Genomic DNA, 12,012 nt, shown 5'->3' with positions numbered 1-12,012 from the left:
CTTCTCATTTTCATCCCACTATCTTAGCCAGTAACCCGTTTTATTTTCCCTACTTTACTTACCACACCTCCAAAAATAATCCCATACTGTTCTTGATAAGTAGCTCTTATAAAGGCTATCAGTCTTTTTTTGTCAAGTATAATTGACTATTTGTAATATATTTGTTATATTTATTTACATAAATTAGCAAAACCCAAGCTTAACTATCTAACTGGTGTTAGCTAAGAAAAACAGATTTTGGTATCGCTATATATCATCGACATTTGGACTTCTCCCATCTACCTCGGCTATTAAGTCGGGGTTTTTTGTGTCCTCGATAGTAATTAACATGATGTGCAACTTATGCCGTCACAACACCATTGAACTGTAATGGTTCCAAATCAAACAGACGATTTTTGATACATCTAGTCAGTACAATAGCGATCGCGCCCCTTTTGTTTGGCATTGTACATTGCTTTATCGGCTGAAATGATGAGTGTATCTGGCTTGATGTCGCAAGTGGGTATGATAGAAGTAATACCCAAACTAACTGTGACGATATCCCTAATATCAGACTGTGTATGGGGAATGGCCTGATCGTGAATTGCTTGCTGAATTCTTTGTGCTACTTTGATCGCTCCTACTAAGTCAGTATTGGGAAGGAGTACCGAAAATTCTTCTCCTCCGTAACGCGCTACTAAATCAGTAGGATAACGAACCATCTGTTGCGCTGTTTGCGCTATTCTGATTAGACAATGATCGCCTCCAACATGACCATAGTAGTCGTTGTAAGATTTGAATTTATCAACATCGAAAAAAATCAGTGACAGGGGTTGTTGTTCTCGTGCAAGGCGTTTCCATTCTGCTTGCAGTCGTCCATCGAAGCAGCGACGGTTAGCCACCTGAGTCAAACCATCTACATTTACCAGTTGTTCTAGTTTCTGATTTGCATCTTCTGCTTTTTCTTTAGCAATTAGTAACTCTGCTGTTCTCTCTTGTACCCGTTTTTCCAAAGTTTCAAAAGATGTTTGTAACTGAAGTGCCATATTGTTAAACGATTTCGCCAGTTGACCTATTTCGTCTTTTGAGCTAATTTTGGCGCGGATATCTAAGTTACCTGCGGTAAACTGGAAAACTATATTGGTAAGGTAAATTATTGGCATTGTTAGCAGTTGCCCAATGGCAAAAGCGATGATTGTCACTACTGAAGCGATAATTGCAAATAGAAATATTGCGTCACGAATTTGCTTTTCTACAGGTGCTAGGGCAACAGCAAGGGGCTGTGCGAACAACACAGACCAAGGTTTATATTTTAAACGAGCGATCGCAATCAGATTAACCTGATTACCTGTTGCTGACAAAGATGCAATTAAATACAACTGTTTATTATCCAATGCTTGCTTAAGTTTTGACTCATTAGTTGCCAATTGTTTGACAGGGGAATTAGGCAAACGCCCTTCTCGTTGTAGTCGAGTTACAACATCCAAAGGCAGAGGCACAATTGATTTAAAAAGTAGTTTTGGTGCAGTGCTATGTGCCAGATAAATATTATTTTCATCTAAAAGAATAGCAAAGGATTTTGCCCCAGCCCGTTCAGTTTGTCGAGTAACTAACTGCTGAACAACAGTAGCATCGTATGAAACACGCAATACACCCAATATATCTCCTTTGGCATTGCGAACCAGACTGCTAAAAAAGAGGGTAACAAGATCAGGAATTATCGGCGATCGCTTCATGCTAGAAACGAAGGATAATCCAGTTTGCAGTGGGTTTTCAAAATAATCTTCAACTGATTCATCTTTGATAATGTCTAGTGTATGTGTATCCAATACATTTTTACCGTTTAAGTCGAGCAAAGCATAGGAGAGAATATTGAGCATATCTTTGCGACTGAGACGGATTAATGTTTCTGTCGCCAATTGCATTTCGGGGCTGTGATCTCGCTGTTTTGGAGTTAGGCTGAGGTAGCGTGCCAGACCTGGTAAAAGCGCCTCTACGCGCACGGCATTGAGATTTCCATCAATAAAAGCATCTATTCTGTTAGTGGTTTCGTTAGCCGCAGCAGATAGGGCTTGTCGAGCGTTGTCAGTTAGTGCTTTTTCAGTTGTGTGTTTGTTGATAAATGCCAATAACAGCAACGGAATTAAAGCAACAATGAGAAACCAAGCGATCAACTTTGTACGGATGCCGCCCAAAAGAGAGTGCTGCATGGCTTTAAACTAGGAGGCAGGGTTCAAGAAGGAAGAATTAAACAAACTTTTTAGCTCAGGAATGCGCGTTACGTTTCCAGAGCGAATAAAAAAGTCTGCATATATCTTGGCAGTTTTGTAGATGGAGTTAGGGTTGCTAGATTGAAATAATTTTTTATTTTCACCTAAATCAGTTAGGTTTACTTCCTCCAGAGAGAGTGTATTGCTAGGAATTTTTAACGCTTTGCTGATGATAGCGTTTCCTTCCTGAACATTTGCTTTCCAGTAGGTCGAGGCTTGCAGCCATCCTCGCACAAATGCACGAATGTCTTCGGGACGATCGCGGATTGTATCACCGCGAAAGATTATTATATCTAAAATCAAGCCAGGGGTTTGTTTGCTGGTAAATAGAATATGTCCCCCTAATTTAATAGCTTCAGAAAGATGGGGTTCCCAAGTATGTCCGGCTTGAATAACATTATTTTTTAGGCGTTGAGGAATTTCTAAAGCCTCTAATTTAACTAAGTTCAGATCATCGCTGGTTAAGTTGGCAGTTTTCAACATCTCAGTCACGAAAACTTCGCTAAAACCGCCTAGATTTGCGCCCAGTTTTTTCCCTTTCAAGTCAGCGACGGTTTTAATTTGTGGTTGGGCGACTACCACATCTGCTCCTGTTGATTCATCTATAACAAGCACGCTTTGTATATCAGGATTTGTGGCACTCAAGATGATAAAACTTCCCAAGGACGCTGTAATCCCATCATACTTACCCGCACTGAAATTTGCTCTTTCCAATTGGGTGTATCGTTTAGAAATTAGTTCCACATCTACCCCTTGGGCTTTGAAGAATCCTTTTTCTTGAGCAATGATGCCTGGATATTCCCCAACAAAAGATCCAAATGCCACTTTCAAGGGAGAGCGTTTGAATTCAGTCGGTGCCCAAGCATGACAAGCAAATAGCAAACAGGCAGTAATGAGAAAAACACTAACGGATCTAAGTCGTTTAAACATAGAATATTTTGCCAATGATATAACCGTAAAGTTGAGTTTCACGTTCGGGGGTAATTAGTGGCTGTCGCTCTTCTGTCGCCCAAATAAGATGATAGTAAAGTCACCACAGAGCCATGTACATGCTGTTGTTGATAGAATAGACCTTTTGCAAAAGTCCCTAGCACCCCACCCCCAACCCTTCCCCAAAAATCCTACCGTGTATACAGAAGCCCGCCTATGCTTACGCATTTCAGACCGCTTCATCAGTAAGGTGATACACCAGGGAGTATTTGCCGATATCTAATACGTCATCCGAAGCGTCCCGCTTGGTGGGAGAATAATAACGAGAAATCATGCAAGCCTGGTGTTGTCTCCAGCCCAAAGGAATCTGTAGAAATGTGGAAAAGAATTGTATTAATTTTGCTATTGGTGTTGAGCTTCAGCCTGAGTAATTCTGATGTAGCGGCTGCGGCTGGACTCAAAAGCTTTGTAGACACTAGTGATGGCTATCAGTTTTTATATCCTAACGGCTGGCTGCAAGTGAAAGTTGCCAATGGGCCAGATGTGATTTTCCACGATTTGATTGAGGTATCTGAAAATGTTTCGGTTGTGATTAGCCCAGTTCCAGAAGGCAAAACTTTGTCAGAATTGGGAACCCCAACAGAAGTAGGATATAAATTGGGAAAAGCAGCTCTTGCGCCTCCTGACTCTGGTCGTTCAGCTGAATTAGTCAATGCCGCACAGCGAGAAGTAGACGGGAAAACATACTACCTTTTAGAGTATGAAGTTAAACTCCCCAATCAACAGCAACGGCACAACATCGCCAGCGTCGCTGTTAGCCGAGGTAAACTTTTTACCCTCAACGCCTCAATTCCTGAAAAACGCTGGCAGAGAGTTAAACGAATGATTGATGAAGTTGTCAATTCTTTTTCTGTTTATTAATTGTGGAGTGGGGAATAGGGAATAGGAAATAGAGAAGAAACTTAATCACCAATGCCCAATTACCAATTTTGTGAGAAATCTCATGAAAATTCCACCTTTTGTACTTGCTTCAGCTTCCCCAGCCCGACGCCGCTTGCTGCAAACTGTTGGTATTGAACCGATAGTTCGAGCCAGTGACTTTGATGAGTCGCAAATTGAACTAAGTGAACCAGCAGAATTGGTCAAAACTCTTGCCCACTACAAAGCAAAAACTGTAGCCCCACAGTTTGAATCGGCTTTGATTATGGGTTGTGATTCAGTTTTGTCCATGAATGGTGAAATTTACGGCAAACCAGCAGACATCTCTGAAGCGATCGCTCGTTGGCAGATAATGCAAGGTAACTTTGGCGACTTGTACACAGGTCACGTCTTAATTGACACTGACCAAAACCGCACAATAGTCAAGTCGCAAGTTACAAGAGTTTACTTTGCTCAAATGAGCGATCGCGCCATTCAAGCTTATGTTGCCACAGGTGAACCCCTCAAATGTGCTGGAGCCTTTGCAATTGAAGGTTTTGGTAGTTTCTTTGTCGAAAAAATTGAAGGCTGTCACAGCAATGTCATTGGACTCAGTTTACCCCTGCTCCGGCAGATGCTCGCAGAATTGGGATACGATGCCACAGATTTCTGGCAATAGTCTTTTAGCTTTTGTCTTTTGTCATTTGCCCAATGCCCACTTTGCTTAATATTGCAAGCGAGAACGGTGAGGCACAACAGGTTGTAGACTGGGCATTAGATCGCATTCCCAACTAGCTTATGTCATTTACTTCTATGCCCTCGCTGCGTGAGCAACAACATCCCCTAATTCGTCAGCTAGCTGATTGTATTGAGGCAGCTTGGCATCAGCACCTGGATCTATCGCCTTACCATTTGCCTGATGAATTGGGGTATGTGGAAGGTAGACTAGAAGGTGAAAAACTGACGATTGAAAATCGCTGCTATCAAACGCCCCAGTTTCGGAAAATGCACTTAGAACTGGCGAAAATCGGAAACATGCTGGATATTTTGCACTGCGTCATGTTTCCCCGTCCAGAATATAACCTGCCGATGTTTGGTTGCGATTTAGTTGGGGGTAGAGGTCAAATTAGTGCAGCGATCGCAGACCTTTCTCCGATCCAATTAGAGCGCACCTTACCAGAATCTTATACTTCTGCACTGACACAGCTAACAGTGCTTAACTTTTCCCAACCCCGTGAATTACCTGAATGGGGAAATATTTTTTCGGATTATTGCATCTTTGTCCGCCCCAGTTCCCCAGAAGAAGAAACAATGTTTCTCTCGCGTGTGCGAGAATTTTTAGACATTCATTGCACCCAAGCGATCGCCTCACATCCTGTTTCAGTTGAACAAGTTACACAAAATATCGCCGGACAACACAACTACTGCACCAAACAGCAGCAAAACGATAAAACCCGCCGCGTACTAGAAAAAGCCTTTGGCCCCGCTTGGGCAGAACATTACATGACCACAGTTTTATTCGACCTGCCAAATTAATCATTCCCCTCATTCTCCGTCTCCCTCCAGACTCACAGTTCCCCATCTGTAGGCTCTGTTACGTTTTCGCGTAATGGATAAATGTAGAATTCATTCAACGAGAGTTTAATGGAGTCCCAAAACAGCAGCAGGGAGATTAGTAAGGTCTTTAAAGCGAATATCACAAGATGGCTTGTTGTCTTGGTAGGTGCAAGCAACTAGCCTCGCTAACTCATGGTTGACCAGAAAGTTAAGGAAACTCTGATGTTAGGAATGCTCAAGTTGACCCTTCGGCTTCCCTCCGGGACGCTACGCGAACGCTCAGGGTCAACAGATATTTTTTAGTTAGTTAATTGTTGATTGACTTAAGGAAGACTAACTTTTGTAGCAAGATTGTATCAAGCATTGGCAACAGTCTATTTTTGATGTTTCTTTTCAATTTTGTGACTAACTGTAGCCGTAGTGAATGTAGCAGTACAGTACCGCATCATACCAATTTAGGATTTTGTGTAGAGACACGATATATCGCGTCTCTACATCTAGATTTATACTGCTTGTGAATTCTGCTAATTCTCATTGCACTCATGTCTCAATAATACTCAGAGTTATTGAATAGCCAGCTACTATAGCGCTTTTCGGTTGAGTTCGATACCAGACCTAACCCTAGCCCCTTCCCTGCTAACGTTGGGGAGTAAGCCTCAAAGCCTCTCTCCTTTTAGAAGAGAGGAATGGAAGTAAGGTCAAAGTGTATTGCACACAAACAAGCACAGATGTCGTAAGACATCGCTATAGAAAACACCATTTTGCAAAGCCATAGTGTTGAGCGTTCATCACACAATGGATTTTAAGGCATACCCAGCTTTAAACCACTGTTGTTTGTCTTAAGCGGCTGGCTGTTGATTAAAAACCCTTTTATTTTTACTTTCATCAGCACAATTCAGGTAAACGGGCAACATACTATGTCAAGGGTGACTGAAAAGCCAAAGCCAAGTGAGCAGCCACTTAATCATGAACAACCTAAGATTTGGTGGGGTATCGCTGTAGCTGTGCCAGTAGTAATCGCGGCTGGGATACTAGGTACAGCCAAAATCGAGCAGCTGAGAAAACTAACTACATCCGTACCCATAATGCCATCTACCAATAGCATTAGTGCTGTAGGGCGTTTGGAACCGCGAGGCGAAGTTGTTAAATTGTCCGCCCCATCCTCAGGATTAGCACCATCGTCACGAATTCAGCAACTTCTAGTGAGAGAAGGTGAACAGGTAAAGCAAGGCCAAATTGTGGCAATTTTGGATAACCGCGATACCCAAATAGCCGGACTACAAGAGGCAAAAGCCAAAGTACAAGAATCCCGTGCGAATTTAGCGCAAGTCAGAGCCGGATCTCCAAGAGATATTCAAGCCCAAAGAGCAGTTATTGCTCGCCTACAAGCGCAGTTACTTGGGGAAAGGAATGGTCAACAAGCAACGATCGCGCGGGTTGCAGCTCAGTTAAGTGGGGATAAACTCGTCCAACAAGCAACCGTGAATCGCTTAGAAGCTGAACTCAGTGGGCAAAAAGAAGCTCTGAGGGCAACGCTTACACGTATTCAAGCCCAACAGCGCAATGCCCAAGTCGATGCTGGACGCTATGATTTTTTATACAAAGAAGGTGCGATTTCTCAGCAAGAGCGCGATAGTAGACGCCTAAATGCAATAACTTCTAATCAACAGGTGGCTGAAAGCCAAGCTACGCTAAAGCAGACATTAGCAACCCTACGACAGCAACTTGCTGAGGCTAGAGCTAACCAAATACAAAATTTAGCAACTTTGCAACAGCAGTTAATCGAAGCCAAAGTTAACCGTGACAAAACTTTAGCAACTTTGCAAAGACAAATCGATGAAGAAAAGGCCAAACTGAGCAGAATTTTAGATGTTAGTCCTACCGATGTGCAAGTAGCGCAAGCCCAAGTTAGTAATGCGATCGCAAATGTCAGAAAAGCCGAGGCAGAACTAAGGTTAAGCTACGTTCAAGCACCAATCGCTGGAGAGATTTTAAAGGTTTATACCAAGTCAGGTGAAGCCATAGGTGCAAATGGCATTGCTGAAATTGGACAAACCAGCCAAATGTTTGTGATTGCTGAAGTCGCCGAAGACAGTATTGGTAAAGTGCGTATTGGTCAAAACGCCACTATCACCAGCGATAATGGAGCATTTAGCGGCGAATTAAAGGGAACTGTCACTGAAATTGGCAGAAAAATTGGTAAAAAAGATGTGCTGAATACAGATCCAGCAGCAGATGTGGATGCCAGAGTCGTAGAAGTGAAAATTGCTCTGCCTCCAGATGATAGCCAGAAAGTTTCTGGTTTAACTTACGCTAAAGTTGTTGTCGAAATTAATAACTAATCAAGTTATAGGTGAACAGTATTACCAATTTGTGATTTGATATTTTGGATTAGGAATGTTCTTAACTAGGCTGTTTAATCAATTTTAAACATTCTATCAATTCTCTACGCCCGTCACCAGAATGGATTAAATAAAAAATCTAAAATCTAAAATTGCTTGGATGCCTAGAAAATGAATCAAAAAATACCTCTGTCCTGGCTACAACTAACAAGAGAAAAAACTCGCCTTGCTGTGGCTTTGGCAGGAATTGGTTTTGCTGATATTTTAATGTTTATGCAACTCGGCTTCCGAGATGCTCTGTATTATAGTAACGTTCGATTCCATAACAGCTTACAGGGTGATATTGTTTTAATTAACAGTCAATCTAGCGCTGTCCTGGCGATGAGGAGCTTTTCTCAACGGCGGTTATATAAAGCTTTAGATTTACCCGCAGTCCAATCAGTACATCCTATATATTTGGACTTTACAATCTGGAAAAATCCTGTAACAGGTCGTCCTCGGAGTATCCTTATTTTTGGAATGAATCCAGAAAATAATCTAGTTAACTTACCTGGGGTTCAGGAGAATTTAGATAAACTTAAACTTCCTGATGTAGTTTTATATGACCGTTCTTCTAGGGTAGAATATGGCCCAATTGCTGCTAATTATGAGCAAGGAAAGACTGTGATAGCAGAAGTGCGAAGGCGGCGAATTAAAGTAGGAGGACTATTCACATTAGGTGCATCATTTGGTGCAGATGGAAATTTAATTACAAGTGATATTAACTTTCTGCGAATATTCAGCAATCGTCAACCGGGATTAATTGATATTGGGCTGATTAGATTAAAACCGGGAGCAGATGCTAAAGTTGTTGCCCAAGAATTACGAAAGTATTTACCTAATGAGATAAATGTTTTAACTAAGCAAGAATTTATTGACTTTGAGCGGAATTATTGGGCAAATAGTACAGCTATCGGGTTTATTTTCACATTAGGGACTGTCATGGGTTTCATTGTAGGGACTGTGATTGTTTATCAAATTCTTTATACAGAAGTTGCAGATCATTTGGCTGAGTACGCTACTCTCAAGGCAATAGGTTATACACAAAACTATTTATTAACAGTCATTCTTCAAGAGGCGTTGCTGTTAGCAGTCTTAGGATATTTCCCTGGAATAGTTTTTGCTTTATTTATGTATAATAGCGCCAGAAATGCAACACTTTTACCAGTTTTTATGAGTTTTGATCGTGCTGTGATGGTGTTGATTTTGACTATGCTGATGTGCATTATTTCCGGTGCGATCGCAGTCCGAAAATTACGTTCTGCCGATCCAGCAGATATATTTTAATTAATTCAATATTAATTAAAATATGTTGTCAATAGTTATAGCTTATGATTGATGATTAAGAAAACTAAATTTCTGACATCCACTACAGTTAAATTTCGGAACCGCTAACTTATAACCAACAAAAATATGATGGAAAAAGAACCTGTAATTGCCATTAGAAACCTCAATCACTACTATGGCAAAGGCGCACTGAAAAAACAGATATTATTTGATATAAACCTAGAAATTTATTCTGGTGAGATTGTAATTATGACCGGGCCATCAGGTTCAGGTAAAACCACATTACTGAGCTTAATTGGTGGTTTGCGGTCTGTACAAGAGGGAAGTTTAAAATTTTTAGGTGAAGAACTATTTGGCGTCAGTCAAAATAAACTGGTGCAGATGCGACGCAATATTGGTTATATTTTCCAAGCTCACAATTTGCTAGGGTTCTTGACTGCGAAGCAAAATGTGCAAATGGCGGTAGAATTAAATAATAATATTTCTCAAACAGAAGCAGTGGCTAAATCAAAAGCCATGCTGGGGTCTGTTGGTCTAGAAGAACGAGTAGATTACTATCCAGACAATCTTTCTGGTGGACAAAAACAAAGAATTGCGATCGCCCGCGCCTTGGTGAATCGTCCCCCCCTGGTATTAGCAGACGAACCGACAGCAGCATTAGACAAACAATCAGGACGCGATGTTGTGGAAATAATGCAGAGCCTGGCTAAAAATCAGGGGACTACTATCTTATTAGTGACACACGACAACCGCATTTTAGACATAGCCGATCGCATCGTAGAAATGGAAGATGGACTTTTAACCCGTAATTCCCCCAATACAGCTATTCAGTCATGATTTCAAAGTGAGAAATCACAACTCATAACTAAGCCGTAACGCAAATAAATATTACCTATTTACTCGTAAGAGTCATTCTTTGTGATTGGTCATTTGTATCTACAAATAACTAATGACAATATCCCTAAAGCCATAATTATTGTCTAGCCGAGCCTGATTTTTTCATTCCAGGTGGCTTTGGCTGAGTTGGGGCATTTGGTTGACGACTAGTACGAAAAGTCACATTTACGCCTTCATTCGATTGCTCCAGCACCAGTAGAGGCGTAGGTTTAGCCTTTTGATCCCAATGCATGGTAGCAATCCGACCTTGAATTATTGGTTGCCAACTATCTTCGTCTTCTATGGGGCTTAGGTAAGTTTCTATACAGTCAATAATTTGACTAATAGTCGCAGAACTTGCTTGCGTCGGTAACTTCATTAACCGGATTTGAATGCGAAACAGCACTCGCTTGGCAGAGTTCCCTGGAGTACCAGTTTCATACTCTACATCAAAAATTTCATCTACTTGCCGTCCAGCGCTATTAGCAATTCCGACTGATCCTTGTTGTGCTTGATTTGGACGCAGGGCTTGAGTAACTTTATCTTTGATCTGAATCTTCACTTGATTAAGGATTGCAAAATGAAACACCTCCTCTGACATCCGCATTCGCAGATAATCTAGGTTAAAGTCCCGTGAGTTGACCAAATCGGGATTAGTTTCCATTTTGCGAATTGTTTCCAGCGCCAGCTTAAACTTTTTCTCTAGTTCTCGCGCCCGGAATTGTTCAAACTTAAGTTTTTTCTCCAGCTTATTCATCTGGAGCTTACTATACACAATTAAAGCAATCACTGCTAAAGCCAGTCCTCCAGAAGTTACCACCAACAAAAGTGGTATTTGAGGATTACTTGCTGGCACTTCCAGGGATGCCTTTTTAGTCTTTGTCCCGGAGGATTGGGCAAGAAACATCGAAGTGGACATGGTTGGAAACTGAAAAACTTGACTCCTGATGTTTAGGATGCCCAAATCTTCAATGCCATCTTGCTGTATCATTAATATTTTTTTACAAACCGCATATGTCTAGACATTTGAGCCTCCCTGCCCTGTCTGAGGTTTCATCTACAAGCTTTAGCAATATTCGTCTGATAGCCACAGATATGGATGGCACCCTGACTATACGAGGAAAATTTACTCCCGCACTGCTGCAAGCTTTAGAGGATTTAGCAGCAGCTGACATTAAGGTGCTGATTGTCACAGGACGTTCTGCTGGGTGGGTGAGTGGATTAAGTGCGATTATGCCAGTGGCAGGTGCTATGGCAGAAAATGGTGGTTTGTACTTTCCGCCTGGGAACCAGAAACCAGTAGTCTTAACACCCATTCCCGATTTAGCTAAACATCGCCACGACTTGGCTACGACTTTTGAAAATTTACAAACTAAATTTCCCCAAATCCAAGAATCTGTTGATAATCGCTTTCGCATCACCGACTGGACTTTTGATGTAGCTGCTTTGCGTCAAGACGAACTACAAACCCTAGACAATCTCTGTCAACAAATGGGCTGGGGATTTACCTATAGCAACGTGCAGTGTCATATTAAGCCTCAAGGGCAAGATAAAGCTGTGGGATTGTTGCAGGTATTGCGCGAATATTTGCCCCAGTACTCACCAGAACAAATTGTCACTGTTGGTGATAGTCCCAATGATGAAAGGGAGCATCCCACTTTTTATTTAGCGAGCAAAGATTAATCCATTAAGATAGGCGCAACGATGAGCAATGACTTAAGGAACATTCTCAATTTTCCATTGTGCGCCAGAAATTTTAGTTCGACGGTCGATCTGTTTGACAGTAGACTCTATTGCACCAGAGCCAATAGAAC

The 12,012-nt window shown here is 41.6% G+C and carries 10 protein-coding genes and 1 pseudogene; 7 read left to right on the top strand and 4 right to left on the bottom strand.

The window, feature by feature from the left end; all coding sequences use genetic code 11:
• Positions 1–404: 404 nt before the first annotated feature.
• The 3 genes and pseudogenes from V7K30_RS32950 to V7K30_RS32940 form a co-directional block, all read right to left on the bottom strand.
• Entirely contained in the window at positions 405–2,189 is a 1,785-nt protein-coding gene (locus tag V7K30_RS32950) for a diguanylate cyclase domain-containing protein (protein WP_335006633.1), read from the bottom strand.
• Between the two features lie 9 nt (positions 2,190–2,198).
• Positions 2,199–3,179, bottom strand: a complete 981-nt coding sequence (locus V7K30_RS32945) for an ABC transporter substrate-binding protein (protein WP_335006631.1) — start codon at positions 3,177–3,179, stop codon at positions 2,199–2,201.
• Between the two features lie 7 nt (positions 3,180–3,186).
• Positions 3,187–3,264: pseudogene (locus V7K30_RS32940) on the bottom strand (IS200/IS605 family transposase); the annotation flags it as partial.
• A 290-nt stretch (positions 3,265–3,554) separates the two neighbouring features.
• Here V7K30_RS32940 and psbP point away from each other — a divergent pair.
• The 6 genes from psbP to V7K30_RS32910 all read left to right on the top strand — a co-directional run bounded on the left by psbP (position 3,555) and on the right by V7K30_RS32910 (position 10,159).
• The gene (gene psbP / locus V7K30_RS32935; protein ID WP_335006629.1) at positions 3,555–4,100 is read left to right on the top strand and encodes a photosystem II reaction center PsbP; all 546 of its coding nucleotides are present in this window, start codon (positions 3,555–3,557) and stop codon (positions 4,098–4,100) included.
• Between the two features lie 82 nt (positions 4,101–4,182).
• On the top strand, positions 4,183–4,776 hold the full coding sequence (locus V7K30_RS32930) for a Maf family protein (RefSeq protein WP_335006627.1): 594 nt from the start codon (positions 4,183–4,185) through the stop codon (positions 4,774–4,776).
• Positions 4,777–4,895: 119 nt separating this feature from the next.
• A complete protein-coding gene (locus V7K30_RS32925; protein WP_335006625.1) occupies positions 4,896–5,633 on the top strand; it encodes a phycocyanobilin:ferredoxin oxidoreductase in 738 nt (245 codons plus the stop codon).
• A gap of 938 nt (positions 5,634–6,571) precedes the next feature.
• Entirely contained in the window at positions 6,572–7,996 is a 1,425-nt protein-coding gene (locus V7K30_RS32920) for an HlyD family efflux transporter periplasmic adaptor subunit (RefSeq protein WP_335006623.1), read from the top strand.
• A 171-nt stretch (positions 7,997–8,167) separates the two neighbouring features.
• Entirely contained in the window at positions 8,168–9,322 is a 1,155-nt protein-coding gene (gene devC / locus V7K30_RS32915; protein ID WP_335006621.1) for an ABC transporter permease DevC, read from the top strand.
• Positions 9,323–9,448: 126 nt separating this feature from the next.
• Positions 9,449–10,159, top strand: coding sequence for a DevA family ABC transporter ATP-binding protein (locus V7K30_RS32910; RefSeq protein WP_335006619.1), 711 nt, complete (start codon positions 9,449–9,451; stop codon positions 10,157–10,159).
• Between the two features lie 136 nt (positions 10,160–10,295).
• On the opposite strand, the gene V7K30_RS32905 is transcribed toward V7K30_RS32910, so the two are convergent.
• Positions 10,296–11,117, bottom strand: coding sequence for a hypothetical protein (locus V7K30_RS32905; RefSeq protein ID WP_335006755.1), 822 nt, complete (start codon positions 11,115–11,117; stop codon positions 10,296–10,298).
• Between the two features lie 95 nt (positions 11,118–11,212).
• Between V7K30_RS32905 and V7K30_RS32900 the strand changes: the two genes are divergently transcribed.
• Entirely contained in the window at positions 11,213–11,881 is a 669-nt protein-coding gene (locus tag V7K30_RS32900) for an HAD family hydrolase (RefSeq protein ID WP_335006617.1), read from the top strand.
• The last annotated feature ends 131 nt before the right edge of the window (positions 11,882–12,012 follow it).

Origin of the sequence: Nostoc sp. (assembly GCF_036917655.1) — a bacterium.
Taxonomy (GTDB): domain Bacteria; phylum Cyanobacteriota; class Cyanobacteriia; order Cyanobacteriales; family Nostocaceae; genus Nostoc.
The sequence above is the reverse complement of the archived record's forward strand: the minus strand, read 5'-3'. Positions and strand labels throughout refer to the sequence as shown.

Bases quoted from the DNA above. Each gene is read 5' to 3' on its own strand.
- V7K30_RS32950 (WP_335006633.1), bottom strand. From the start codon at position 2,189: ATGCAGCACTCTCTTTTGGGCGGCATCCGTACAAAGTTGATCGCTTGG.
- V7K30_RS32905 (WP_335006755.1), bottom strand. From the start codon at position 11,117: ATGTCCACTTCGATGTTTCTTGCCCAATCCTCCGGGACAAAGACTAAA.
- V7K30_RS32910 (WP_335006619.1), top strand. From the start codon at position 9,449: ATGATGGAAAAAGAACCTGTAATTGCCATTAGAAACCTCAATCACTAC.
- V7K30_RS32945 (WP_335006631.1), bottom strand. From the start codon at position 3,179: ATGTTTAAACGACTTAGATCCGTTAGTGTTTTTCTCATTACTGCCTGT.
- devC (WP_335006621.1), top strand. From the start codon at position 8,168: ATGAATCAAAAAATACCTCTGTCCTGGCTACAACTAACAAGAGAAAAA.
- V7K30_RS32900 (WP_335006617.1), top strand. From the start codon at position 11,213: ATGTCTAGACATTTGAGCCTCCCTGCCCTGTCTGAGGTTTCATCTACA.
- V7K30_RS32930 (WP_335006627.1), top strand. From the start codon at position 4,183: ATGAAAATTCCACCTTTTGTACTTGCTTCAGCTTCCCCAGCCCGACGC.
- psbP (WP_335006629.1), top strand. From the start codon at position 3,555: ATGTGGAAAAGAATTGTATTAATTTTGCTATTGGTGTTGAGCTTCAGC.
- V7K30_RS32920 (WP_335006623.1), top strand. From the start codon at position 6,572: ATGTCAAGGGTGACTGAAAAGCCAAAGCCAAGTGAGCAGCCACTTAAT.
- V7K30_RS32925 (WP_335006625.1), top strand. From the start codon at position 4,896: ATGTCATTTACTTCTATGCCCTCGCTGCGTGAGCAACAACATCCCCTA.